The sequence below is a fragment of the Ornithinimicrobium murale genome (assembly GCF_003352835.1).
Classification (GTDB): Bacteria; Actinomycetota; Actinomycetes; order Actinomycetales; family Dermatophilaceae; genus Ornithinicoccus; species Ornithinicoccus muralis.
Genome location: NZ_QLVD01000005.1, coordinates 60,025 through 83,747 on the forward strand (window position 1 = coordinate 60,025; position 23,723 = coordinate 83,747).

Annotated in this window: 23 protein-coding genes; 13 read left to right on the plus strand and 10 right to left on the minus strand. The window is 70.8% G+C overall.

Annotation, left to right across the window (positions count from 1 at the left end):
• The first annotated feature begins 61 nt into the window (after positions 1 to 61).
• Positions 62 to 1,162, plus strand: coding sequence for a glycine cleavage system aminomethyltransferase GcvT (gene gcvT, locus DPQ65_RS02305; RefSeq protein WP_114905773.1), 1,101 nt, complete (start codon positions 62 to 64; stop codon positions 1,160 to 1,162).
• 6 nt (positions 1,163 to 1,168) lie between these two features.
• Here gcvT and DPQ65_RS02310 read toward each other — a convergent pair whose 3' ends face one another.
• From DPQ65_RS02310 to DPQ65_RS15830, 5 genes are all read right to left on the minus strand, one after another.
• Entirely contained in the window at positions 1,169 to 2,320 is a 1,152-nt protein-coding gene (locus DPQ65_RS02310) for a glycerate kinase (protein ID WP_114905774.1), read from the minus strand.
• A gap of 28 nt (positions 2,321 to 2,348) precedes the next feature.
• Complete coding sequence (locus tag DPQ65_RS02315; protein WP_114905804.1) at positions 2,349 to 3,515, minus strand: mandelate racemase/muconate lactonizing enzyme family protein; 1,167 nt, start codon at positions 3,513 to 3,515, stop codon at positions 2,349 to 2,351.
• A 102-nt stretch (positions 3,516 to 3,617) separates the two neighbouring features.
• On the minus strand, positions 3,618 to 4,499 hold the full coding sequence (locus DPQ65_RS02320; RefSeq protein ID WP_114905775.1) for a LysR family transcriptional regulator: 882 nt from the start codon (positions 4,497 to 4,499) through the stop codon (positions 3,618 to 3,620).
• Between the two features lie 16 nt (positions 4,500 to 4,515).
• On the minus strand, positions 4,516 to 5,451 hold the full coding sequence (locus tag DPQ65_RS02325) for an RNA polymerase sigma-70 factor (protein ID WP_238146628.1): 936 nt from the start codon (positions 5,449 to 5,451) through the stop codon (positions 4,516 to 4,518).
• Positions 5,448 to 5,708 carry a carboxymuconolactone decarboxylase family protein gene (locus DPQ65_RS15830; protein WP_202862977.1) on the minus strand — a complete coding sequence of 87 codons (261 nt, stop codon included), beginning with the start codon at positions 5,706 to 5,708 and terminating at the stop codon, positions 5,448 to 5,450. The genes DPQ65_RS02325 and DPQ65_RS15830 overlap by 4 nt, the downstream gene beginning before the upstream one ends.
• A gap of 707 nt (positions 5,709 to 6,415) precedes the next feature.
• On the opposite strand from DPQ65_RS15830, the gene DPQ65_RS02335 reads away from it, so the two are divergent.
• The 3 genes from DPQ65_RS02335 to DPQ65_RS02345 are packed head-to-tail and all read left to right on the plus strand — an operon-like array spanning position 6,416 to position 9,667.
• Positions 6,416 to 6,955 (plus strand): PadR family transcriptional regulator, encoded by a 540-nt coding sequence (locus DPQ65_RS02335; protein WP_114905776.1) that lies wholly within the window; start codon positions 6,416 to 6,418, stop codon positions 6,953 to 6,955.
• Positions 6,952 to 7,662: an ABC transporter ATP-binding protein gene (locus DPQ65_RS02340; RefSeq protein ID WP_238146629.1), complete on the plus strand. Its 711-nt coding sequence runs from the start codon at positions 6,952 to 6,954 to the stop codon at positions 7,660 to 7,662. The genes DPQ65_RS02335 and DPQ65_RS02340 overlap by 4 nt, the downstream gene beginning before the upstream one ends.
• A 25-nt stretch (positions 7,663 to 7,687) precedes the next feature.
• Positions 7,688 to 9,667: an FtsX-like permease family protein gene (locus DPQ65_RS02345; protein ID WP_162801968.1), complete on the plus strand. Its 1,980-nt coding sequence runs from the start codon at positions 7,688 to 7,690 to the stop codon at positions 9,665 to 9,667.
• A 622-nt stretch (positions 9,668 to 10,289) separates the two neighbouring features.
• On the opposite strand, the gene DPQ65_RS02350 is transcribed toward DPQ65_RS02345, so the two are convergent.
• From DPQ65_RS02350 to DPQ65_RS02360, 3 genes are all read right to left on the minus strand, one after another.
• Positions 10,290 to 10,859 (minus strand): bifunctional adenosylcobinamide kinase/adenosylcobinamide-phosphate guanylyltransferase, encoded by a 570-nt coding sequence (locus DPQ65_RS02350; protein ID WP_114905778.1) that lies wholly within the window; start codon positions 10,857 to 10,859, stop codon positions 10,290 to 10,292.
• 78 nt (positions 10,860 to 10,937) lie between these two features.
• Positions 10,938 to 11,972 carry an SCO2322 family protein gene (locus tag DPQ65_RS02355; RefSeq protein WP_114905779.1) on the minus strand — a complete coding sequence of 345 codons (1,035 nt, stop codon included), beginning with the start codon at positions 11,970 to 11,972 and terminating at the stop codon, positions 10,938 to 10,940.
• A 26-nt stretch (positions 11,973 to 11,998) separates the two neighbouring features.
• Entirely contained in the window at positions 11,999 to 12,586 is a 588-nt protein-coding gene (locus DPQ65_RS02360; protein WP_114905807.1) for a DUF937 domain-containing protein, read from the minus strand.
• A gap of 91 nt (positions 12,587 to 12,677) precedes the next feature.
• On the opposite strand from DPQ65_RS02360, the gene DPQ65_RS02365 reads away from it, so the two are divergent.
• The gene (locus DPQ65_RS02365) at positions 12,678 to 12,899 is read left to right on the plus strand and encodes a hypothetical protein (RefSeq protein ID WP_114905780.1); all 222 of its coding nucleotides are present in this window, start codon (positions 12,678 to 12,680) and stop codon (positions 12,897 to 12,899) included.
• 73 nt (positions 12,900 to 12,972) lie between these two features.
• On the opposite strand, the gene DPQ65_RS02370 is transcribed toward DPQ65_RS02365, so the two are convergent.
• The gene (locus DPQ65_RS02370) at positions 12,973 to 13,563 is read right to left on the minus strand and encodes a DUF3043 domain-containing protein (protein ID WP_238146630.1); all 591 of its coding nucleotides are present in this window, start codon (positions 13,561 to 13,563) and stop codon (positions 12,973 to 12,975) included.
• Between the two features lie 132 nt (positions 13,564 to 13,695).
• Between DPQ65_RS02370 and DPQ65_RS02375 the strand changes: the two genes are divergently transcribed.
• From DPQ65_RS02375 to DPQ65_RS02385, 3 genes are read left to right on the plus strand one after another with little or no spacing between them, the layout of a single operon-like run.
• A complete protein-coding gene (locus tag DPQ65_RS02375) occupies positions 13,696 to 14,994 on the plus strand; it encodes a dipeptidase (RefSeq protein ID WP_238146634.1) in 1,299 nt (432 codons plus the stop codon).
• Positions 14,987 to 15,985: a glutathione S-transferase family protein gene (locus DPQ65_RS02380; RefSeq protein ID WP_114905781.1), complete on the plus strand. Its 999-nt coding sequence runs from the start codon at positions 14,987 to 14,989 to the stop codon at positions 15,983 to 15,985. The genes DPQ65_RS02375 and DPQ65_RS02380 overlap by 8 nt, the downstream gene beginning before the upstream one ends.
• On the plus strand, positions 15,982 to 16,917 hold the full coding sequence (locus DPQ65_RS02385; RefSeq protein ID WP_238146631.1) for a DMT family transporter: 936 nt from the start codon (positions 15,982 to 15,984) through the stop codon (positions 16,915 to 16,917). The genes DPQ65_RS02380 and DPQ65_RS02385 overlap by 4 nt, the downstream gene beginning before the upstream one ends.
• Positions 16,918 to 16,953: 36 nt before the next feature.
• Here the strand turns inward: DPQ65_RS02385 and DPQ65_RS02390 are convergent, their stop codons facing one another.
• The gene (locus DPQ65_RS02390) at positions 16,954 to 18,252 is read right to left on the minus strand and encodes a hypothetical protein (protein WP_114905782.1); all 1,299 of its coding nucleotides are present in this window, start codon (positions 18,250 to 18,252) and stop codon (positions 16,954 to 16,956) included.
• Positions 18,253 to 18,670: 418 nt separating this feature from the next.
• On the opposite strand from DPQ65_RS02390, the gene trpS reads away from it, so the two are divergent.
• The 5 genes from trpS (at position 18,671) to aat (ending at position 23,649) form a co-directional block, all read left to right on the plus strand.
• Positions 18,671 to 19,825, plus strand: coding sequence for a tryptophan--tRNA ligase (gene trpS, locus DPQ65_RS02395; RefSeq protein ID WP_238146632.1), 1,155 nt, complete (start codon positions 18,671 to 18,673; stop codon positions 19,823 to 19,825).
• A 4-nt stretch (positions 19,826 to 19,829) separates the two neighbouring features.
• Positions 19,830 to 20,909: a glycerate kinase gene (locus tag DPQ65_RS02400; RefSeq protein WP_162801969.1), complete on the plus strand. Its 1,080-nt coding sequence runs from the start codon at positions 19,830 to 19,832 to the stop codon at positions 20,907 to 20,909.
• A gap of 205 nt (positions 20,910 to 21,114) precedes the next feature.
• Entirely contained in the window at positions 21,115 to 21,483 is a 369-nt protein-coding gene (locus tag DPQ65_RS02405; protein WP_114905784.1) for a HesB/IscA family protein, read from the plus strand.
• Positions 21,484 to 21,981: 498 nt separating this feature from the next.
• Positions 21,982 to 22,956, plus strand: coding sequence for a carbohydrate kinase family protein (locus tag DPQ65_RS02415; RefSeq protein ID WP_114905786.1), 975 nt, complete (start codon positions 21,982 to 21,984; stop codon positions 22,954 to 22,956).
• Positions 22,957 to 22,971: 15 nt separating this feature from the next.
• Positions 22,972 to 23,649, plus strand: coding sequence for a leucyl/phenylalanyl-tRNA--protein transferase (aat, locus tag DPQ65_RS02420; RefSeq protein WP_114905787.1), 678 nt, complete (start codon positions 22,972 to 22,974; stop codon positions 23,647 to 23,649).
• Positions 23,650 to 23,723: the final 74 nt, after the last annotated feature.

The window sequence follows — 23,723 nt, forward strand, 5'->3', positions numbered from 1 at the left end:
TCGTCGACAGTGCGTTGGGGCCGCGTTGAGCCTAACTGCACCGCGGGCTACCGTGTGAGCCATGCCTGCCGAGTCGCTGAAGACCTCCCCCGTCCACGACCGCCACGTCGCCCTCGGCGCCAAGATGGCCGACTTCAGTGGGTGGCAGATGCCCATCGAGTATGCGGGGGTGAAGGCCGAGCACACCGCCGTGCGTGAGCGGGTGGGCGTCTTTGACGTGAGTCACCTCGGCAAGGCGGTGGTGCGAGGGCCCGGTGCCAAGGACTTCGTCAACAGCTGCTTCACCAACGACCTGAACCGGATCGAGCCCGGCAAGGCGCAGTACACCATGTGCTGCAACGAGTCCGGTGGCGTCGTCGATGACCTGATCGCCTACCTCCGCTCCGACGACGAGATCTTCCTGATCCCCAACGCGGCCAACAACGCCGAGGTGATCCGGATGCTCACCGCGGCCGCGCCCGAGGGCATCGAGGTGATCGACCAGCACACCGACTACGGCGTGCTGGCGGTGCAGGGCACCAAGAGCGACGAGGTGCTGACCGCCCTGGGGCTGCCGGTCGGGCACGACTACATGAGCTTTGTCGAGGCGACCTGGGAGGGGCAGCCGGTCATCGTCTGCCGCACCGGCTACACCGGCGAGCGCGGCTATGAGCTGCTGCCGGCATGGGGTGGCACCGGTGACCTCTGGGACGCCCTGCTGATCGCGATGAAACCGTATGACGGGGCACCCGCCGGTCTCGGGGCGCGGGACACGCTGCGCACCGAGATGGGCTATGCCCTGCACGGCAACGAGCTCTCGACCGAGATCACCCCGGTCATGGCCCGGTCCGGCTGGGCCGTGGGCTGGAAGAAGGACACCTTCTGGGGCAAGGCCGCGCTCGAGGCCGAGCGGGAGGCCAAGAACACCCGGATCTCCTGGGGCCTGGATGTGACCGGCCGCGGCATCCCGCGCCCCGGGTGTGAGGTGAGGTCGGGTGAGGGCACCGTGATCGGCACCGTCACCTCCGGGACGTTCTCCCCGACGTTGGGCAAGGGCGTGGCCCTGGCGCTGCTGGACCGCACCGCCGCCGAGGGCGACGACGTCGTGATCGACGTCCGCGGTCGTGACCTCACGGCGCAGGTGAAGAAGCCACCGTTCGTCGAGGTCGGCGTCCGCGAGTGACCGTGCTCAGGCCGCGAGCCACTGGCGGATCGCCCGGGCGGTGACCTCGGTCAGTCCGGCGGCCGTGTCGTTCAGGGCGATGTCGGCGCCGACCTCCTCAACCAGCGACCACACGGCAGCAAAGCCGGTGTCCTCGCGACCCTCGGGGTCCACCGTGCCCGCCACCGCGACCGTCGGCACCCCGCGATCGGCGGCACGGGCAGCCAAGGCGACCGGTCCCTTACCGTAGCGGCTCTGCGCGTCCAGCTTCCCCTCTCCGGTGAGCACCAGGGAGGCGCGGGTCAGAGCAGCAGGAAGACCGATCAGGTCCATCACAAGGTCGCCCCCGGCCTGGATCCTTGCGTCCAGGAACGTCACCAGTCCCCATCCCAGGCCACCGGCCGCCCCGGCACCCGGCAGGTCGCGCACGCCGGTGCCCAGGTCCGTCTCGACGACGTCGGCGACGGTGCGCAGGCCGCGGTCCAGCAGCTCCACCTGGTCCGGTCCGGCGCCCTTCTGCGGTCCATAGACGGCGGCGGCGCCGGAGGGCCCGAGGAGCGGGTTGGTCACATCGGTGGCGGCCACGAAGGTGGTGCGGGAGACGCGCGGGTCGAGCCCGTCCACCCGCACCCGGGTCACGCGGTGGAGCTCGCCCGGCCCGACCTCGGCGCCGTCGGCGTCCAGGAACTCTGCGCCGAGTTCGGCGGCCAGGCCGACCCCGCCGTCGGTGCAGGCGACACCACCGAGCCCGAGGATCACCCGGGTGGCACCAGCTGCCCAGGCCTCGCGGACGAGGAGGCCGACGCCCGCGCTGCTGGACCGCAGCGCGGTGTCTGGCGTCGGGTCCAGGAGCTGCAGCCCACAGGCCTGGGCCACCTCGATGACCGCGGTCGCTCCCCGCAGGGCCAGGTGCGCCTCGACCGGGTCGCCGAGCGGCCCGGGGACGGTGCAGGTGCGGCGCCGCACCCCGGCACCGGTGGCGAGGACGGCCTCGACCGTGCCCTCGCCACCGTCACCCAGGGGGAGTTGCTCGACGACAGCGTCGGGCAGGACGGCGCGCACACCAGCGGCCATCGCGGCCGCCGCCTCCGGTCCCGTGAGGGTGCCCTTGAACTTGTCGGGTGCGATCAGCACCCGCAGTGCTGACGTCCCCTCACTCGCGCCTGACCGCTGACCCATAGTGCTCTCCCTGCCGACCGACTCCTGTTCAGGAGAGCAGACTGGCACAGACCTCGGCCAGGTCCGACTTGCCCTCGAAACCGATGCCCGGGAGCTGCGGCATACGGATGTAGCCGTCCTCGACGGTGCACCCGTCGGGGAAGCCGCCAAACGGCTGGAAGAGGTCGGGATAGGACTCGTTGCCGCCCAGCCCCAGACCCGCGGCGATGTTGAGCGACATCTGGTGCCCGCCGTGGGGGATGAACCGCTCGGGTGCCCACCCGAGCTCGCCGAGTGCCTCCAGGGTGCGCAGGTACTCGACGAGGCCGTAGCTGAGCGCGCAGTCGAACTGCAGGAAGTCGCGCGTGCTGTCCATGCCACCGTAGAGGCCCAGGTTGCGGGCGTCCCAGTGGGAGAACAGGTTCTCCCCGGTGGCCACGGGCAGCGTGCCGGCACGCTCGGCAACCTGTCGGGTCCCCACATAGTCGAGCGGGTCGACCGGCTCCTCGTACCAGTAGAGGCCGTAGTCCTTGATCGCCTCGAGACACTCCACCGCCTCCGGGCCGGTGAACCTGCCGTTGGCGTCCACCATCAGCCGCTGGCCCTCGCCGAGGATGCTCAGGGCCGCCTCGATCCGGGTCAGGTCCTCGGCGAGGCTGGCGCCGGCGATCTTCATCTTCACGACGGTGTAGCCGCGGTCCAGGTAGCTGGTCAGCTCGTCCTTGAGGCCCTGCAGGCCCTTGCCCGGGTGGTAGTAGCCGCCTGCCGCGTAGACGAAGACGCGCGGGTCCGGTGTCCCGCTGCCGTAGCGCTCGGCAAGGAGGTCGAACAGGGGACGCTCCTCGAGCTTGGCACGCGCGTCCCACAGCGCCATGTCCAGGACCCCGACGGCCACCGAGCGCTCGCCGTGACCACCGGGCTTCTCGTTGGTCATCATGGTGTCCCACGCACGGTGGGGGTCGAGCAGGCCGGTCTCGTCCAGCAGCGACTCGGGGTCCGCCTCGAGCAGCCGTGGCGCGAACCGCTCCTTCATCAGGGCACCCTGGCCGTAGCGACCGTTGGAGTTGAACCCGAAGCCGACGACCGGCTTGCCGTCCCGCACCTCGTCGGTCACGACGGCGACCAGGCTCAGGGTCATCTTCGAGAAGTCGATGAAGGAGTTCCGGATCTGGCTGGAGATCGGGAAGGTGCGCTCCCGGATGTCGACGATCTTCATGCGCTGACCGTAGGCCGCTGCCGTCGTGCCTGTCCAAGACCGATCGTGGATGCCGGCCATCCAGTGGGCTTATCGTCGCTGGTCAGTGCTGGTCAGTGCTGGTCAGTGCTGGTCCGGCTCGAGGGCGAGGTCCAGGAAGGCCTGGGCCGCCGGCGTGAGATGGGTCTGCCGATGGACCAGGTCGACCTGCACGCGCAGGGGCGAGCTGAGTCGGCAGATCGTCGCTCCGGAGCGAGCGGCCAGGTCCGCCCAGGCGGAGGACAGCACGGCGACGCCCACCCCGGCCAGCACAAGCGGCAGGATCGCCGAGCGGTGCTCGACCTCGATGGCGATCGTCATCGTCGACTCGGCGCAGAGCAGGGCGGCCATCTCCCGCATGACACTGCCCGGAGGCGAGGCGATCAGCCGCTGGCCGTCCAGGTCGTCCGGCGTGAGTGGTCGGTCGTCGGGCAGGGGCGTGTTCGGCGGCGCGAGCAGCACCATCTCCTGCTGCCCCAGGGTGTGGGCGACGACGGAGCGCGGATAGGGCGCTGGGCGGGCACCGACCAGCCCGAGCTCACAGGCGCCACTGAGGACCAGGGCCAGCGCCTCCTCCCGCCCGAAGGCGGCGCGGGCGTTGAGCGTGATCCCGGGATGGCGATCGGTGAGCCGACGGGTCAGCCCGGTGAACGGCTCGATGCTCTGCGAGGGCATGAGTGCCAGGTCGACCTGCCCGGTGCGGTCGGTCCCGACCGAGCGGGTGGCAGTGCGGGCGGCCTCCAGGTCGCGCAGCACCTGCCGCGCCATGGGGACCAGGACGGCCCCGGCGTCGGTGACGCGGACCCCGCTGGGCACCCGGTGCAGCAGTGCGACACCGAGGTCCTTCTCCAGGGAGGCCACCGCCTGGGACAGGGCCGGCTGGCTCACGTGCAGGTGGGTCGCCGCCCTGCCGAAGCCGCCATGGGTCACGACTCCGAGGAAGTAGCTGAGCTGGCGGGTGTCCATGGCGGGACCAGCGTAGTCACCGGGACAGGGGAGCCGCCTCTCCCTCGGCCCGGGACAGCTTCTCCGGGTTGCGCACCAGATAGAGCGCGGTCACCAGGCCACCCTCGACCCGGAGCGTGGCGACGACGTCCAGGACACCGTCGCCAAACAGGCGCAGCGCCGGCTGACCGTTGAGGGTCACCAGGTCGTAGGTGAGCTCGCCCGGGAATCGGGAGAACACGCCGATCATCCAGCGCACCACCTTGTCCGGTCCGTGGATCGGCCGCAGCGCGGCCTGCTTCAGGCCGCCGCCGTCGGAGAACATCACGACATCCGGTGCCATCAGGTCCATCAGCGGGCGCAGGTCTCCGCTCGAGGTGGCCTCCAGGAAGCGCTGCAGCACCTGCTCGGTCTCGCCGGTCGGCACCGGTTCGGGCCGCTGCGCACGCACCGCACGACCGGCTCGGCTCGCCACCTGACGCACCGCCGCCGGTGACTTGTCCACCGCCGCCGCGATCTCCGCATACTCGAATCCGAACACCTCGCGGAGGAGGAAGACGGCCCGCTCGGTGGGGGAGAGGGTCTCCAGCACCATGAGCATCGCCGTCGACACCGAGTCAGCGAGCTCGACGTCCTCGGCCACGTCGGGCGCGGTGAGCAGCGGCTCGGGCAGCCAGGGCCCGACATAGGTCTCGCGCCGTCGCTGGAGGGTGCGGATCCGGTTGAGCGCCTGGCGGGTCACGATCCGGACCAGGTAGGCGCGAGCGTCGCGGACGCCCGCCTGGTCGACCTGCGCCCACCGGAGCCAGGTCTCCTGGACCACGTCCTCGGCGTCGGCGGCCGAGGAGAGCATCTCGTAGGCCACCGTGAACAGCAGGTTGCGGTGCTCCAGGAAGGGGTCGCTCACGCGATCACTGCCGTATGCCGCTGGGTCGCCGGCTCGCTCGGTCGCCGGGTCATCGTGGTGGCTCACTGGGCCAACGGTGCCAGGTCGCAGGACTCGGCGAAACCCTGCGAGGCCAGGCCCATGGCGGCGTTCGTGCGTGAGCGCAGGTTCTCCAGCGAGATCATCTCGGTGAGCTCGACCAGGGCGGCGCTGCCGAGGCGCTCGTGCAGACTGGCCACCATCTCGTCGGTGACCTCCAGCGGCGTCACCGACATGGCCTCGGCGTAGGCCATCACGTCGCGCTCGAGCGGGGTGAAGACGTCGCTGTCCCGCCACGCCGGCACCTGGCGGACCTTCGCCTCGTCCAGCCCTTCGGTGTGCCAGGTAGTAGCCGAAGTCCATGCACCAGGTGCAGCCGATGGTGGCCGCGGAGGCCATCGTGGCGTAGGCCTTCAGGTGCGGGTCGCACGCCGTCAGCTTGCCCATCTTGCGCTCGAAACCGAACACGGCTCGGGTCAGCGGCTGATGATGCAGAACGACGTAGGCAACGTCGGGAATCTCGCCGTAGGTCCGCTTGGCGTAGGCGCTCATCAGACGCCCGAACCAGCCGCTCAGGTCGGCCTTGGGGATCCGGAAACTGCTGGGCATGGCGTGCTCCTCATCGCATCGGGCGGCCCCTGGTGGGCCGGTTGACCATGAAGACACCGGCGGAGCGGATCTGTGACAGACGTGCCCTCCTTCACCTGACACTGGAGGCGGTGCAGGGCCGTCGTTCCCCAATTTTGGGGAGGTTCGGACCGCCCGCGCACCAATTTTGGGGAGGTTCGGACCGCCCGTTCACCAACTGTGGGGAGGTTCGGACCGCCTGCTCGTGTGTCATGCGGTCTCGGTGTGACGGTTGTCGGGCTCTGGCCCGATTTCTGCAGGACCGAGATCGCATGACAGACCACAAGACGGTTCAGGTGGCGGCGCGGCTAGTGGGCTCGTACTGGTACGCGGCCCGTTGCCTTGGTACACACCCCATCTATACACAAGGTGTATAGTCGCGCCCATGAGCACCGCACACGCCCTCCTCGGGCTCCTCGAGCAAGGGCCGGCCTATGGCTACACGCTCAAACGGGACTACGACGAGCGGTTCGGCCACGACAAGCCTCTCGCGTACGGCCAGGTCTACGCCTCGCTGGCCCGCTTTGAGAAGCGCGGCTGGGCCGAGGAGCTCGAGGTGGAGTCGGGCGACGGCCCGGACCGCAAGCGCTACCGGATCACCCCGGACGGCGTCGGGGTGGTCGACGGCTGGGTCTACGAGCCGCAGCCGCCCGGGGTATTCGCCAGCTCGACCCTGTTCGCCCGGGTGTCCGTCGCCCTTCTCTCGGGCCGTGATGCAGCGCGGGTCCTGGCCGACCAGCGCATCAGTCACCTGGCTCGCATGCGTGAACTCAACCGCGACCGGCAGGGCACCCCACCAGCAACTCAACTGGCGCTCACCTACGAGCTCAGCCATCTCGACGCGGATCTTCGGTGGATCGAAGAGGCAGGGGTTCAACTGGACCTCCTCCGCTGTGGTGACGCTGGCGAGGGGAGCACGCGGTGACTGCCACGGACCGACTGCCGGTGAGTGGACGGCATACGACGTCCGGTGCTCAGGTCCGCGCCAGGGAAGTGAGCTTCTCGTATGCCGACACCCCGGCCCTGCGCTCGGCTCACCTCGCCGTGGCCCCGGGAGAGAGCCTGGCGCTGATGGGTCCGTCCGGGTCGGGCAAGTCGACACTGCTGCACTGCCTGGCGGGCATCCTGGCCCCGGAAGCGGGTGAGGTCTGGCTGGGTGACGTGCGGGTCGACGAGCTGAGCGAGCGGCATCGGAGCAGGCTGCGGTTGGAGCGCATGGGGGTGGTCTTCCAGCACGGGGACCTGGTGCCCGAGTTGACCCTCGCGGAGAATGTCGCGCTGCCCGCCCAGTTGCTCGGACGCAGGTCAGCGGCCCGGACGGGGGCCATGGAGATGCTGGCGGCCCTCGGGGTGGACGCGGTCGCGCACCGTCGGGCAGGGGAGGTCTCCGGGGGCCAGGCACAGCGCGCTGCGGTGGCGCGCGCCCTCGCGCACCGTCCCGACGTCGTGCTGGCCGATGAGCCGACCGGATCGCTCGACACCGCGAACGGCGATGCGGTGATGCAGGCGCTCACGGCTCAGGTGGCTGAACTGGGGTCGGTGCTCATCGTGGTCACCCACGACCATCGCGTGGCCAGCCACCTGGATCGGCACGTGTCGATGGTGGACGGTCGCACCACGGAGGGCGCGTGAGCACCGCCGGCGCAGGGGGTCGGCGGTGACACAGGCTCTGCGGCTCGGGCTACGCCTGGCCTGGAGCGCGACCGGAACGGCGCGGCTGCGGTCGTTGGCGATGTCCCTCGTGGCGTTCCTCGCCACGGTGCTGCTGCTCGCGACCGCGGCGCTCACCCGTGCGGCGTGGGCGCGGCAGCATGCGGACACCTTCTATCGACTGCGGCTGGACGATGTCCTCACCACGGTCCTGGTGGCCGTGGCGGTTGCCCTGTCGGTCGGCGCCGTGGTGGCGACCGTCAGCCAGCTGTCAATGCGCCTGCGCGAGCACCGCCTCACCAATCTGCGCCTGCTCGGCATGGCACCCGGGCAGACCCGAATGGTGGCGGTCAGCGAGGTCGGGGCCTTTGCCGTCCTGGGCTGGATCGCGGGGGAGGCCGTCTTCCCACTGGTGCGCCCCCTCCTGGGCAGGATCTCCCTCGGCGGACAGCCGTATGCCGTGGAACACCTTGTCCCTCAGGTCCTGGACCATCTCAGCGTTGCCCTCGTCGTCCCCGGGCTGGTGATCGCCCGAGGTGTTCTGCGCCGTGACAGGCCGGGCCGCGTGCTCGTCCAGGGCGGACGGCGAGGCACCGATCGCCGCCCCGGTTGGTGGCGGACGGTGCCGCTGGTCGTCGGCGCCGGACTCTGCCTGCTGCTCATCTCGGTAGCCGAGGCCGCGCGGGAGGCCGACGAGGCGCTGGTTGTCGGCACCCGCACGATGGTCCTGCTGGCCGTCGCTCTCACCTTGACCGCCGTCGGCATGTTGCTCGTGGTGCCGGTCTTCGTCCGTCTGATCGCGGACCTGTTAACCCGGGCAGGCGGACGGCCCACGCTGCTGGTGGCCGGGCGGCGCCTCCAGGCACAGCCGGTTGCGATGACCCGAGTCGTCAGCGCGCTGCTGATCGGACTGTTCCTGGCGAGCTCGGCGCTCGCGGTCGTGGCGGCCTATCGCGCCACCCCTCAGTTCGAACGGATGCACCGGATGGTCACGGTGGAGCAGGCGACCAAGATCTCTGCCGAGCCGGGAGAGGTGACGGCGGTGGTGGCGGCCGCCGAGGCCGTGGACGGTGTGCGCAGGGCCACCCCGGTCCATGTGGCACGCGCCGACTGCGTGGCGGGCGAGGATGCAACCTGCTGGACTACCGCCCTGATCGGGACCTGTGCAGACCGGCGTGCGGCTGTGCCCGAGGTCACCGGGTGCCGTGGTGACCGGGTCCAAGAGGTTGGCTATGGCCGATGGCTCCCACCCTCAGCCCCTGTGCCGGCCGAACTGACTCTGTGGGCCAGTGGCTTTGACTTCCTGCCAGCCGAGGGCTCCGACGAGGAGAAGGTGATCCCACCGGGTGGCCCCTCAGCCGTCGTGCCCCTGCCGTCAGGGGCGTTGATTGAGGCACCAGAGTGGGCGGCCGGCTTCTTCGGTGGAGCTGTCTTCGTGCCGACCACGCTGCCCGGAGTCGACGAGCTGCTGTCGGCCACCCCGGCGGAGATCCGTGTCGTGGCTGACCCCGGGCGCGACCTCTTCGACGGCCTGGCGGCGGCCGGCCTGGAACCCGGCAGCTGGGAGGACTTCAGCGAGTATGACCGTGTCATCCGGATGGGCCAGCTGGTGACCGCCCTGAGCACGCTGTTTGTCGGGCTCGGCATCCTGTCCTTCGGGCTGTCCGCAGTGGACCGCGCCATCGAGCGTCGCCGCGAGGTGATCTCACTCCAGCTGGTGGGGGCGCCCAGTCGTTTTCTGCGCGCCGGCCAGTGGATCGAGGTGGCCCTGCCGCTGCTGCTCGGATGCACGCTCGCCATCTGGCTCGGGCTGCTGGTCGGCAAGGCGTTCCTGGGCCTGACCGTCCCTGAGCAGCTGGCCACGGTCGAGATCACCCAGATGTGGCCAGCGCTGACGGCGGCCGTCGTCGGGTCCCTGCTGGTGGGGTTGGTGACCTCCGCAGCTGCCAACCCACGGATCCGACCCGAGTTGATTCGGAGCGAGTGAGCTCACCTCACGAGGTGGTGCAGGACCGTCCCTCAAAAGGCGTAGGAGGCTGTGCAGGACCGTCCGTTCACCAACTGTGGGGAGGTTCGGACCGCCTGCTCGTGTGTCATGCGGTCTCGGTGTGACGGTTGTCGGGCTCTGGCCCGATTTCTGCAGGACCGAGATCGCATGACAGACCACAAGACGGTTCAGGTGACGGCGCGGCTAGTGGGCTCTTCATGGTGCGCGGCGGCCAGTGGGTTCTGCCGTGAGCGTGCGACGACGACCCCAGCGCTCTGCATCTTGCGCGGCACGGCCACTGGGTTCTGCATCTGGTGTCATATGGCGCATCAAGTGCAGAGCGCAATGGTGGGGAAGCACCGAATGCAGAGCCCACGCTCAGCCCGGGCGGGATTTCGCCACATGGTGCGCCCAGTGGGGTCCAGCTCTAGGGCCGGTGCGCCCAGTGGGGTCCAGCACCGCGTGTCGGTGCGCCCAGTGGGTCCAGCACCGGGGGCCGGTGCGCCCACTGGGTCCAGCTCCGGGGGCCAGTGCGCCCGGGGGGTCCAACGCCGCGAGCCACCGCGCAACGAGAGCGGTCCGAACCTCCCTCAAAAGGCGCGGGAGGCGGTCCAAACCTCCCTTAAAAAGGGGTGGTGGCGCGCAGGAGGGAGGGGGTCGCGCTGAGGTCGACGACCCGGCCGCCGACAAGCAGGTGCACCCGGTCACTGACGGCGCTGAACCGGTGGTTGACGTGCGAGAGCACCTCGTGGTGCGTCCGCTCCTGGTCGGTGGTGGCCGGCAGGCCCCAACCGACCTCGTCGGAGATCGCCACGACGTCGTGCGGCAGGGAGGTGAAAGCCACCAGCAGCTCGTCCAGCAACGGGTCGATGGTCTCGATCGCCCGAGCCGGCGCGTCCCACAGGTCGTGCTCGTCCAGGACCCGCCAGAGCCAGTGCGACAGGGTGTCGATGATCACCGGGTGCCGGGAGAAGATGAGGGCCTGCGACAGCGCGGTCGTCTCGATGGTCTTCCAGTCCTCGGGACGGATGGCACGCGACTTCTCGACCCGCTCGAGCCACACGGGGTCGACGGCGTCCGGGAGCCCCCGACCGGTGGCCAGGTAGGTCACCCGGTCGTGCCCGCTCAGCAGGGACACCGCGTAGGCGGACTTGCCGTTGCGTGCCGCGCCGAGCACGAGTGACGTGGTCATCCCAGAACCCCCAGGTCGAGTGGATTGCCCACATCCTAGTCGACTCCGCAGCCCCGTCGTGGTGTGATTTCGCTCGCCTCAGCGACCGTCCCCGGACCCTGGCGGCGCGTCACCGGGGCCGTCGCGGAACAGGTCATCGGGGCCATCGCCGGCCCGGTCGTCGTAGGGCTCGCGCTGGGCCGCGTCGAGGCGCCGGTTCCGTGCCGAGGTGGCCGCGAACGCGAGGATGCCGAGCAGCGCCAGGATGCCGACGGCCCAGGCCCAGGGCGGTATGCCGACGCTCGAGTCCTCGTCCGGGTCCGCCTCATCGGGGGTCTCCGAGGGCGGTGCCTCGGTGGTCTCCTCGGCCTCGTCGGTGGAGTCCTCGGTCGCGGTTGCGGTGGGTCCTGCGGTGGTCTCGCCCGTCGGTGCCGCGGTGTCTTCGGTGGTCGCGTCGTCGGTCGGTGCCTCGGACGTCGGCGCGGCGGTGTCCTCCTCGGTCGGCTCGTCCGTGGCGCCCGTAGTCGGCTCCTGCGTGGGCTGGTCGGTCGGAGGGGCGAGGACCGGTTGCCCGATCGGGATGACGGGGATCTGGATCGGCTCATCGGCAGCCAGCTGCTCCGGGCTCGGCTCAGCGATCTCCTCGCTGCACCCCGACTCCGGGAAGCCGGCCAGGCCGCACACCATGGTGTTCTCGTCGGTGCGAACGTCGGGAACCACCTGGCGCACCAGGTCCAGGGTGGTCGCGTCGGGCTCGGCGAGGACGCACTGGGCGCCCGGAGCCGGCGGGGTCTGGCCCTCGGGGGCGTCGACGTCCCGTCCCGGGTCGATGACCAGCGCGATCCGCTTGCTGCCATCCTCCGCGGGCACGTCGGCGCACACCTCATCGAACTCCAGCACATCGCGGGGTGCCCGGATCTCGTCGCCGGAGGACACCGCGAACCGCAGTCCCTGCACCGTCCCGTCGTCGGGCACGGTGGTGCCCGCGCCCTCGACCGCGAAGGCCCACTCGCCGTCCACCAGCTGGTAGTAACCCCAGAACTGGTAGCCCGCGGCGTGCGCCGGCAACGCGGCGGCCAGCAGGGCGACCGAGGCGGCCGCGAGCGCGGCGGTCGTGCGGTGCAGACGACTCATCCCCCCACCGTAGCGAGGGGGGTCGCTCAGTTCCTGCCGCCGAGCAGCCCACCGAGCAGGTCGTCCAGGCCGAAGCCGCCGGACCCGCCAGAGGACTTGCCCAGTGCACCGCCGAGCAGGTCGCCCAGGAGGTCGCCGACGCCACCCTGGCCGGTGGGCTGGCCCTGCTTCGGGCTGTCGCCACCGAGGGCGTCACCGACTGCGCCGCCGAGACCGCCGCTGCCGCTGAGCCTGCGGGCCAGCCAGGACAGCACGATGGGGGCCAGGATGGGGAGCAGCTTCTTGATCAGGCCGCTGCTGGCGCCGCCGCCGAGCCCGCCCAGCTGGTTGACGACGTCCTCGCTCTGGTTGCCGAAGATGTGGTGCACGATCTTGGCGCCGTCGTCGGTGTCGATGCTCGACGGGTCACTCACCGGATCGCGATCGGTGTGGTCGCCGAGTGCGCCGGTCAGGGCTGCAGCGCCCTCGGGCTGCTGCGCGTTGGCGCTCAGGCCACCCACCAGGGCTGGCAGGGCCTGGCGGACGGCCTGCTCGACCTCAGCCTCGTCGGCTCCCACCTGCTGCGCGAGCCGGGAGATCGGGATCTCGGACAGCAACTCGTCGTACTGGCTCATCGGGTCCACCCTTCGGGTCCTCGGTCCCCGCCGGACCGATCGGTGGCACGAGAGTAGAGCACAGCGGGGGATCTGTGCCTAGGGTGGAGTTATGAGTGATGTGTTCACGTGGCGATACGGCGACGAGACCGGGGCGACGATCCCCGACCTGGGGCTCACCGGGGTGGCCTTCCCCACCCAGGCCGACGCGGAGGCCTGGCTCTCCGACGAGTGGCACACGCTGGCCGATGCCGGCGTGAAGTCGGTGACCCTGCTCAACGGGGACCACGAGGTCTACGGCCCGATGAGCCTGAGCCCGGCGGACATCGAGTAGTCGAGCAACCGGGTCGAGTAGTTGAGCAACCGCTCGGGTGAGGTGCCGGCGGACCGGCACCTCGGCATACCGGTCAGCGGCGGTGCACGACCACCGGCTCGCCGCGCTTGATCTGCGGGCGGGGGACGCGCGACATCCGCATCTGCAGGGAGCGGAGCGCGACATACCAGGCGATGCCACGGGTGTGCGCCTCGCCGAACTCCGCGGTCACCCGCTTCTTGGCGCGTCGGCCCAGCCACCAGGCGTCCAGGACGCCGATCGCCATCACGCCGTAGACCAGCGGCAGGATCAGCAGCTGCGCCTGCGGGTTCTGCCCGCCCAGCAGCATGGCCGCGAGCACCACGAGCATCAGCGGCAGCAGGAACTCGCCGATGTTCCACCGGGTGTCCACCATGTCGCGCAACAGGCGCTTGACCGGGCCACGGTCGCGCGGCGGGAGGAACTTCTCCTCGCCGCGCATCATGCCCTGCCGGGCCACCTCGCGCTCGGCCCGTTGCCGGGCCTTCTGGTCGGCCTTGGCCGCCTTGCTGTTGCCGACGAGGGGACGCCGGTTGGCCGCCTCCTGATCCTTGCGCTTGGGGGTCGGGCGGTTCTTGGCGCCGGCGCGCTCCTCGGTGACGGGGGCAGGCTCGGGCTCGGCGGCGGGCTTCTTGCGGGACAACACCCCTCCACTGTATGCCGTGGGGCGGCTATCGTCGGCCACGTGACTTCTCCGAACCCCACCGCCCAGAACAGCGCCTCCCCGGACGGACAGCAGGAGCGCTCCGAGGCCCTGGCGTCCCGGATCTCCGAGTTGATGCCCGGGGTCCGCAGCGACCTGGAGGCCCTGACCCGCATCCCGTCGGTGTCCCTGGACTCCTTCGACCAGCAGCACGTGGACGACTCGGCGCAGGCCGTGGCCGACCTGCTCAGCGCCGAGGGCATGGATGTGCGGATCGTCCGCGAGGGCGGCCGTCCGGCAGTCATCGGGCACCTGCCGGGGCCCGAGGGGGCGCCGACCGTGCTGCTCTACGCCCATCACGACGTGCAGCCTCCCGGAGACCAGGCTGACTGGGACACACCGATCTTCGAGCCGACCGAGGTCGCCGGGCGGCTCTATGCGCGTGGCGTCGCCGACGACAAGGCCGGCGTGCTGGCCCACGTCGCCGCCCTGCGCGCGCACGGTGGCAAGCCGCCGGTGAGCGTCACCGTCTTCGTGGAGGGTGAGGAGGAGATCGCCTCCGAGTCGCTGCCGGCGATCCTGGAGAAGCACGGGGACAGCCTCCGGGCCGATGCGATCGTGCTCGCGGACAGCCAGAACTGGGAGATCGGCGTCCCGGCACTGACCACCACGCTGCGCGGCCTGGTCCGTGTCGTCGTCGAGGTCCGGGCACTGGACCACGGCGTGCACTCCGGGATGTTCGGCGGGCCGGTGCCGGACGGGCTGACCGCCCTGGCCCGGCTGCTGGCCACGCTGCACGACGAGGCGGGTGACGTCGCCATCGCGGGCCTGAAGAGCTCGGAGGCGGCCGACCTGGACTACCCGGAGTCCAAGCTGCGTGCCGAGTCGGGCCTGTCCGAGGGGGTCCAGCCGATCGGCACCGGCTCGATCCTGTCGCGGATGTGGACCAAGCCGTCGATGACCGTGATCGGCATCGACGCGCCGAGCGTCGCGACCGCTGCCAACCTGCTCACCCCGGTCGGCCGCGCCAAGCTGTCCATGCGGATCCACCCCGCGGAGGTGCCGGGCGCCGCCTACGAGTTGTTGAAGAAGCACCTGGAGGACAACGCGCCGTGGGGGTGCCAGGTCACGGTCACCCTGGACGATGAGGGTCCCGGGTTCGCAGCGGACGCGCAGGGCCCCGTCTACGACGCGGCCCGCAGCGCCTTCCAGGAGGCCTGGGACGGCACCGAGCCGGTCGACATCGGCGTGGGCGGCTCCATCCCGTTCGTGGCCTCCTTCGCCGAGCGGTTCCCGGACGCCGCGATCCTGGTGACCGGCGTGGAGGACCCGGACACCCGGGCCCACGCCGCCAACGAGAGCCTGCACCTGGCCGAGTTCGAACGCGTCTGCCTCGCCGAGGCACTCCTACTAGAGAGGTTGGGCAATGGCTGACCAGGGAAAGTACGTCGAGAAGTCCTACCAGCGCGACACCCGCTACATCCCGACGCGGATCACCGCCGACGGGCGGGACGGGTTCCCGGTCGAGGCGGGTCGCTACCGCCTGGCCGTCAGTCGGGCGTGCCCGTGGGCGCACCGCACGATCATCGTGCGCCGGCTGCTCGGGCTCGAGCCGGTGCTCTCGATGGCGGTCGCCGGCCCGACCCACGACGCCGACAGCTGGACCTTCGACCTGGACCCCGGTGGGGTCGACCCGGTGCTGGGCATCCCGCGCCTGAAGGATGCCTACGAGGCCCGGCCGGACGGCTACAAGCCGGGCGTGACGGTGCCGGCCATCGTGGACACCACGACCGGCCAGGTCGTCACCAACAACTTCCCGCAGATCACCCTCGACTTCTCCACGCAGTGGTCACAGTTCCACCGTGAGGGGGCGCCGGACCTCTACCCCGAGGCGCTGCGCGCAGAGATCGACGAGGTCGCCGAGCTGGTCTATCGGGACGTCAACAACGGCGTCTACCGGTGCGGGTTCGCCGGCGAGCAGGAGTCCTACGAGCAGGCCTACGACCGGCTGTTCTCCCGCCTGGACTGGCTCAGCGAGCGCCTGGCCGGTCAGCGCTACCTGGTCGGGGACACCATCACCGAGGCCGACATCCGGCTGTTCACGACCCTGGTGCGCTTCGACGCCGTCTATCACGGCCACTTCAAGTGCAACCGCTCCAAGCTGAGCGAGATGCCGGTGCTGTGGGGCTATGCCCGGGACCTGTTCCAGACGCCCGGCTTCGGCGACACGGTCAACTTCGACCACATCAAGAGCCATTACTACGAGGTGCACCTGGACATCAACCCGACCGGCATCGTGCCCAAGGGGCCGGACCCCTCGGGGTGGCTCTCCGACCACGGGCGCGAGGCGCTGGGCGGGTCGCCCTTCGGTGCGGGCACGGCGCCCGGCCCGGTGGCCGCGGGTGAGGAGGTCCCGTCGCTGTGACCACCACCTCTGGCGGCACCCGGGACCTGACCTGGGTGGTCGCGCTCGCCGCCTGTTTCTGGGGCACCTCTGCGCTGATGCGCGACCCGCTGGCCCAGGCGCTGGACGCGGCCACCATCGTGATGTGGGAGCACCTCGTCCTGGTGCTCGTGCTGTCCCCGTGGCTGCTGCCTGCCCTGCGCCGTTGGGCGCAGGCGCCGCCGCGCGTGCGGGTGGGCGCCGTCGTCATCGGTGCCGGGTCCTCGGCCCTGGCCACGACGCTGTTCACGGCCGCCTTCCGGCTGGGTGACCCGGTCACCCCGCAGATCCTGCAGAAGCTGCAGCCCCTGATCGCGATCCTGCTCGCCGCGCTGATCCTGGGGGAGCGCCTGCGACCGCGCTTCTGGTGGTTCGCCGTGCCGGCGCTGGTGGGCACCTGGCTGATGACCTTCGCCGACCCGTTCGCGGTGAGCATCGGCAGTGCCGAGGCGGCGCTGCTGGCCCTGGGCGCGGCGACTCTCTGGGGCGCCGGCACCGTGCTGGGGCGCCTGGTCGACGGACATCTCGGCCCTCGGGACACCCTGGCCCTGCGCTTCGGCTTCGGCCTGCCCGCGGCCGCGGTGATCGTGCTGCTGACCGGCTCCGGATGGGCCATGCCGCTGGGGCAGGTGCCGATGCTGCTGCTCCTGGCACTGGTGCCGGGAGCGTTGGCGCTGGGCCTCTACTACGTGGGTCTGCGGCGCACGGCGGCCGCCCGCGCGACGCTGGCCGAGCTGATGTTCCCGGTCACGTCGGTGCTGGTGGGCGTGACCCTGCTCGACGCGACGTTGACCTGGAGCCGTTGGCTCGGGGTGCTGATCGTGGTCGTCTCGGTCACTGGCCTGGTGCTGCACGAGGCACGTGCCCGCCGCACCGGAGTGGTGCAGGCCCCGTCGGTGGCGTCCGTGCCGTGATGGTGATGGCCTCACGTGAGGTGATGCCTGGCCAGGTCAGCTCGGTGACGGAGCGCTGAAACCGTTGGCCAGGTCCTCGGCCTGTCCAGCCTTGCGGAGCTCCTGCACGGTCCCGGGCACTGAGGCCGCGTAGAGCAGGACCAGGGACACGGCCGCGCTGGTGGCGACGGCCAGGATCGGACCGGTGAGCACCTGCATGCCCCAGGAGCCGGTGATGAAGAACGGGAAGATGACGAGTGTGACCACCGCGGACCCGAGCGCGGTCCACGACCACGCCAGCCACAGCCCATCGCGTCGCCGGCCCAGGCGCCACCAGTCGAAGAGCGTCCACACCTGACCGATCACTCCGGCCATGGCGCAGAGCAGCGCCATGGTGACCAAGGTGTCGCCACTGAACCCGTCGGACTCCATCACCGAGCGCATGCCGCCCCCGGTCCCGCTGATGCCCGGGTTGCCGATGGGCAGCAGCATCATCCCGAACGGGGCGACCAGGGCAACCGCCTTGAGGCACCGCAGCGCCATGTTCGAGTTGGCGAGGCTGCTCGCCGGGCAGCGTCGGGCAGTCCCGCCCGGGGTGTCCCCGTGGGCCGGCCGACGCGGCTCGTCCACGTCGAGGACCCACCAGTCCCCGAGGGGGAGGGAGGCAGCCTGATCTGCGGTGGCCCGATCGAGGAGCTGGCGCGTGAGCAGAACCTCGAGGACCTCGTGACGCTCTGCAAGCAGGGACTGCTGCTCCTCCGGTGGGAGCACGCGCATCAGCCCTCCACGGGCCTGGGCGCGGGCCTCCTGCAACGTGCCGGGTCGTGAGGCGAACAGTTGCGCGCCGACGGACACGGCGGCGAGGACGACCGTGGCGAGCACTGGGGCCTTCACCACGTCGGGGAGCACGCCTCCGATCGAGGGTGATGGCGCCAGCCACACGAGCCAGAGAACCCCGACGAGGAGCGCGACCACCGAGGAGGTGAACCCGGCCAGGTCACGGTGGCGCCCCAGGTGCCACCAGGTGAGCAGCGTCCATGTCTGGCCGCTGAGGGCCAGCACGAAGCAGACGAGCGCGAGCCACTCGAGGGATTCGCCGTAGACCATCCACGGCACCAGGCCCGGCCGCGCAATCCCGAGGGGACCCGGCGTCCCGAGGGGAGCCAGCGCAGCAAGGACGGGGGCGGCGTGCGTGATGAGTCGCACGGCTCGCACGACCCGCTCACCGCGTGCTCGGCCCCGCACGGACGGGACGTCACGCCCCAGCCGGGCCTCAAGGTCCCCGAAGGACACGCCCTTCTCGGAGGTCGCCCCGGTCGCCAGCTGCACCGCATCGCTCCGCAGGGACTCAGGCATCGTCCAACGTCCGCCGAGTCATGTCGATCCGCTCGTCCACGCCCTCGCTCCGTTCAGTCAGGTGGCCTCACCCTGGTCACGTGAGTCTGGCACCTGCGACGCGCTGACGTGGCCGATCGGTTCCCAGCACTCGGCCCACGGCGCCCCAGCCGATGACGGCCCCCGGCTTTCGGGTCGCCGGCTCGTGACGGCATACGGATGATCCGGGGTGCCGCATCCGTCCCGGATCTCGTGGGTGCAGTCATCCTGCTGTCGTCACGAGGTGATCAATGTTGGGTAGAGTGGTCGGCATGACATGCGTGCGCTCCTGGTGGCCCTCGACCTGACGGCCCTGACGCACTCCTGCACTCACCAAGGCCGTCCAGTGGACGGCCTTGACCCATGTCCGGGCCCGTCCGCGGGGCGGCGGAAAGGCACCATGATGACCACCGAGACCGACCCGACCGGCGTGCAACCCACCGACTCTGCTGAGGACGCTGCCGTCGGCGACGCGCTCGCCGCCTCGACCTCCGACGCCTCGCTGGCCCGGACGATCCTGCGCTCCGCCGAGATCGAGCGCGAGATCGACCGGGACGCGAGCCGGTTCCGGGTGCTGACCGGCGACCGGCCGACCGGCAACCTGCACCTGGGCCACTACTTCGGCACGCTGCGCAACCGGGTGCTGCTGCAGCAGCGCGGGGTGGAGACCTTCATCCTGATCGCGGATTACCAGGTGATCGCCGACCGCGACGGCGTCGGCCCGATCCGCGAGCGGGTCTACTCGCTGCTCGCCGACTATCTCGCCGCCGGCCTGGACCCGGAGACAACGACGATCTTCACCCACTCCAGCGTCCCCGCGCTCAACCAGCTGATGCTGCCCTTCCTGTCCCTGGTCACCGACTCCGAGCTGCGGCGCAACCCGACGGTCAAGGCCGAGTTCGAGGCCACCGGCGGCCGACCGATGTCCGGGCTGCTGCTGACCTATCCGGTGCACCAGGCCGCAGACATCCTGTTCTGCAAGGCCAACCTGGTGCCGGTCGGCAAGGACCAGGTGCCGCACCTGGAGCAGGCCCGGGTCATCGCCCGCCGGTTCGATGAACGCTATGGACGGGTCGAGGCTGCCCAGCCGGTGTTCCCGCCGCCGGAGCCGCTGCTGTCCGAGGCCGCCAGCCTGCTGGGCACCGACGGCACCAAGATGTCCAAGTCCAAGGGCAACACCATCGAGCTGGGCATGGACGCCGACACCACCGCCAAGGTCCTGAAGAAGGCCGTGACCGACGCCGACCGCACCATCACCTACGACCCGGTGAACCGTCCGGAGGTCTCCAACCTCGTGCTGCTGGCCGCGCTGGCCAGCGACCGTGACCCCCACGAGATCGCGGCCGAGATCGGAGACGGTGGTGGCGGCACGCTCAAGAGGGTGGTCACCGAGGCGGTGAACGAGCACTTCGCGCCGATTCGCGCGCGTCGGGCCGAGGCGGCGGCCGACCAGGGATACCTCGAGCAGATCCTGGCCCGCGGCAACGCCCGCGCCAACGAGATCGCCACGGCGACGCTCGATGAGGTCCGTTCCGCCATGCAGATGACCTACTGAGATCGTGCGCGTCGTCCTCGCCACCGGGCCGTATGCCGACACGCCCGGCCCCCTCGCCGCTGCGGTGAGGCTGGCCGAGGGGTGGGCGCGCCACGCCCCTGGTGACCAGGTCATCGTGGCGCCTGTCTCCGACGGTGGGTCCGGCTTCGTCGAGGTGCTTGCGCACGCCCTGGACGTGCAGCCGACGCCGGTGGTCGTCACCGGTCCCACCGGCGCCGAGGTGCCGGCACAGCTCCTGGTCCGGGCGGACACCGCCTACCTGGAGGCGGGTCAGGCCGCGGGTCGCCACCTCGCCGACGCCGATGTGGTGTCCGGGGCCGACGCGCTGACCGGGCTCACCAGCCGGGGTGTCGGCGAGCTGATCGCGGCCGCCCTGGAGGCGGGCGCCACACGGATCGTGCTCGGTTGTGGCGACCTCGCCAGCCACGACGGCGGTGTCGGGATGTTGCAGGCGCTGGGGGCGGGGGAGGACCTTGCGGAGCTGCCGGTCGTCCGGGACCGGCTGCGGGGCACCACGCTGGTGCTGGCGCATGCCACCCCGCTGCCACTCACCGGGTTCCACGGGGCCAGCGCGGCGCTGGGCACCGAGCACGGCGTCCCGGCCGAGGTCACGCAGCGACTCGAGGAGGAGATGGGCCTGCTCACCGAGCGGGTCAACCGTCTCCTCCCACCGCGCAAGGACCTGCTGACGGGCAAGCAGCTGCGGCCCGAGCGCGCCGAGGGCGCGGGAGTCGGCGGGGGAGTCGGCTATGCCGCGATCCTGCTCGGTGCCACCCCGGTCGTGGGTGCCAGCTTCGTCATCGAGGAGGTCGGGCTCGCCGGCGTGCTCCCCGGGGCGCTGGTCGTGACCGGCGGCGCGGCCTATGACTACCGCACGGTGCACGACGGGGTGATCCCCGAGGTGGCCCGAGCGGCGCTGGAGGTCGGGGCGCCGAGCATCGTGTTGGCCGAGCGGATCGAGGTCGGCCGGCGCGAGGGGATGTCGCTGGGCGTGTCCGGTGCCTACGAGCCGCGCGCGGGCGAGGACCTCGCTGCCCTGGCCGAGCGGGTGGCACGCACCTGGTCCCCGCAGCGCCGAGCCTGACGGCTGCCCGCCGCCCACGGCATAGAGCCAGTCCGGCAACGGGACGCTCGGACGGGTGGGGTGCGCTGGTGGGCGGCGCTCGGCGTGTGTCGGCGGGGTGGTGATGTTCTTTTGCGGCATCGGTCGTACGCTGGGGGCAGGGAACAAACCCCGCGCAGCCCATGTTGCGCCCGACAAGCGTTTCCCGAGAGGACAGGACGGACTGATGAGCGTGCCCCAGACACAGACCACGACCGAGACCACGGCGGAGCACGGCGTCGTCCTGACATCCGTTGCCGCCGAGAAGGTCAAGTCCCTGCTCGAGCAGGAGGGTCGTGACGACCTGCGCCTGCGCATCGGCGTGCAGCCCGGTGGCTGCTCCGGCCTGATCTACCAGCTCTACTTCGACGAGCGCACCCTCGACGGCGACCTGACCTCTGACTTCGACGGTGTCGCGGTCGTCGTGGACCGGATGAGCGCCCCCTACCTGGACGGCGCGTCGATCGACTTCGCCGACACCATCGAGAAGCAGGGCTTCACCATCGACAACCCCAACGCGGGCAGCTCCTGCGCCTGCGGCGACTCCTTCGGCTGAGTCGAGTCACTTGAGCGCGAGCGCCGCGCTGCAGAACGCCCGAACGGCCGGTTCCCCACGAGGGGGCCGGCCGTTCGCGTTGCGGTGCTTGACGCGCGACACGGCGGAGCCGAAGGTGGCACTGCGCGCGACACGCCGGAGCCGAAGATGGCACCGTGCGCGACACGCCGGGGACGGAACCCGATGAGGAGCGTAGAGGTCTAGGCGATCATCGAGGCCCCGACGGACCGGATCGAGTGTCATGCGCTCTCGGTGTTGCAGAACTCGGGTCCGGACCCGAATCCTGCAACACCGGAACCGCATGACATCCACGGCGGTGGGGACCGCCGGCAACCGCATGACATCCACGGCGGTGGGGACCGCCGGCAACCGCATGACATCCACGGCGGTGGGGACCGCCGGCAACCGCATGACATCCACGGCGGTGGGGACCGCCGGCAACCGCATGACATCCACGGCGGTGGGGACCGCCGGCGGACTCCGCGGTAGGTTGCGGCTGTGAAGATCGCTGTCTGTGGGTCCATCGCGACCGACCACCTGATGACCTACCAGGGCCGGTTCACCGACTCCCTGGTGCCCGACCAGCTGTCCAAGCTCTCGTTGTCCTTCCTGGTGGACGACCTGCAGGTGCGACGAGGCGGCATCGGCGCCAACATCAGCTTCGGGATGGCCCGGCTCGGGCACCACCCGGTGCTGGTCGGAGCAGTGGGGGAGGACTTCGCGTCCTACCGCTCGTGGCTGGAGCGGCACGGGGTGAACTGCGACCACATCCACGTCTCAGAGGTGCGGCACACAGCCCGGTTCGTGTGCACCACCGATGAGGACATGGCCCAGATCGCCACGTTCTATGCCGGCGCGATGAGCGAGGCCCGCACCATCGAGCTCGGCCCGATCATGAACCTGATGGACGGGATCGACCTCGTCATGGTCAGCCCGGACGACCCCGAGGCGATGCTGCGCCACTCGGCCGAGTGCCGCACCCGCCGGATCCCATTCGCGTCCGACCCCAGTCAGCAGCTCGCGTTCATGGACGGGGCCTCGATCCGGTCACTGATCGACGGGGCGACCTACCTGTTCACCAACGAGTACGAAGCCGCGATGACCGAGCAGAAGACCGGCTGGTCCGCCGAGGAGATCCTGGACCGGGTCGGCACCCGGATCATCACCCGCGGCAAGGACGGTGCCACGGTCCTGCGGCTCGGCGAGGAGCCCATCGACGTGCCGATCGCCACGGTCGTCGAGCGAGTGGACCCCACCGGCATCGGGGACGCCTTCCGCGCAGGCTTCCTGGCGGGCCTGGCCTGGGATCTCTCCCTGGAGCGCTGTGCTCAGCTCGGCTCCACGCTGGCCAGCTACGTCCTCGAGACGGTGGGCACGCAGGAGTACACCTTCGACAACGCGCACTTCGTCCACCGGTTCGGCCAGGCCTACGGGGCCGTGGCGGCCGCCGAGGTCGCCACCCACCTGGGCTGAGGCAGAGCGAGCCGTATGCCGATCGAGCCGCCACCCACGCAGTGGCACCTTGATCTGGGCCAGGCCCGACCAGGTGATGACCTGGTGGGTGTCGGAGCCGACCTGGAGCCGGGGACCCTGCTGGCGGCCTACCGTTCCGGCATCTTCCCGATGGGCCTGGGGGTGCGGGGCGGGGGCACACTCGGCTGGTGGTCGCCGGACCCGCGCGGGCTGCTGCACCCCCGTGACCTGCGGGTCAGTCGGTCATTGCGGAGAGCGCACGCGCGTTTCGACTACCGCGTGGACTCGGCGTTCGACCGGGTCGTGGCGGAGTGTGCGGCACCGGGCCGGCAGGGCCGCTGGATCACGCCGGCCATCGCCGGTGCCTACGGCGAGCTGCACCGCCTCGGGTGGGCTCACTCGGTGGAGACCTGGCAGGGCGGTGAGCTGGTCGGTGGCCTCTACGGCGTCGCCATCGGGGGACTGTTCGCCGGAGAGTCCATGTTCCACCGGGCCACCGACGCCTCCAAGGCGGCCCTGGTGCACCTGGTGTCCCTGGTGTCCGCCGATCATGGCCTCATCGACGTCCAGTGGCGGACCGAGCACCTGGCCAGTCTCGGCGTGACAGAGGTGAGGCGCACGGCATACCTCGGGTTGTTGGCCGACGCCCTGGCCCAGCCACTCCCACCCGCCTTCGCCGGGGTTCCACGCTGAGTCACACGGGCACCACGGGACCCGGCCGCGGGGGTGCGCGACGCGCGACATCCGAGTCCGACCCTGCTGCCTGC

Coding starts and splice junctions, on each gene's coding strand:
- gcvT (WP_114905773.1), top strand. CDS start 62: ATGCCTGCCGAGTCGCTGAAGACCTCCCCCGTCCACGACCGCCACGTC.
- trpS (WP_238146632.1), top strand. CDS start 18,671: ATGATGACCACCGAGACCGACCCGACCGGCGTGCAACCCACCGACTCT.
- DPQ65_RS02355 (WP_114905779.1), bottom strand. CDS start 11,972: ATGAGTCGTCTGCACCGCACGACCGCCGCGCTCGCGGCCGCCTCGGTC.
- DPQ65_RS02315 (WP_114905804.1), bottom strand. CDS start 3,515: ATGAAGATCGTCGACATCCGGGAGCGCACCTTCCCGATCTCCAGCCAG.
- DPQ65_RS02390 (WP_114905782.1), bottom strand. CDS start 18,252: ATGCCTGAGTCCCTGCGGAGCGATGCGGTGCAGCTGGCGACCGGGGCG.
- DPQ65_RS02405 (WP_114905784.1), top strand. CDS start 21,115: ATGAGCGTGCCCCAGACACAGACCACGACCGAGACCACGGCGGAGCAC.
- DPQ65_RS02360 (WP_114905807.1), bottom strand. CDS start 12,586: ATGAGCCAGTACGACGAGTTGCTGTCCGAGATCCCGATCTCCCGGCTC.
- DPQ65_RS02335 (WP_114905776.1), top strand. CDS start 6,416: ATGAGCACCGCACACGCCCTCCTCGGGCTCCTCGAGCAAGGGCCGGCC.
- DPQ65_RS02380 (WP_114905781.1), top strand. CDS start 14,987: ATGGCTGACCAGGGAAAGTACGTCGAGAAGTCCTACCAGCGCGACACC.
- DPQ65_RS02350 (WP_114905778.1), bottom strand. CDS start 10,859: ATGACCACGTCACTCGTGCTCGGCGCGGCACGCAACGGCAAGTCCGCC.
- DPQ65_RS02310 (WP_114905774.1), bottom strand. CDS start 2,320: ATGGGTCAGCGGTCAGGCGCGAGTGAGGGGACGTCAGCACTGCGGGTG.
- DPQ65_RS02375 (WP_238146634.1), top strand. CDS start 13,696: ATGCCCGGGGTCCGCAGCGACCTGGAGGCCCTGACCCGCATCCCGTCG.
- DPQ65_RS02320 (WP_114905775.1), bottom strand. CDS start 4,499: ATGGACACCCGCCAGCTCAGCTACTTCCTCGGAGTCGTGACCCATGGC.
- aat (WP_114905787.1), top strand. CDS start 22,972: ATGCCGATCGAGCCGCCACCCACGCAGTGGCACCTTGATCTGGGCCAG.
- DPQ65_RS02365 (WP_114905780.1), top strand. CDS start 12,678: ATGAGTGATGTGTTCACGTGGCGATACGGCGACGAGACCGGGGCGACG.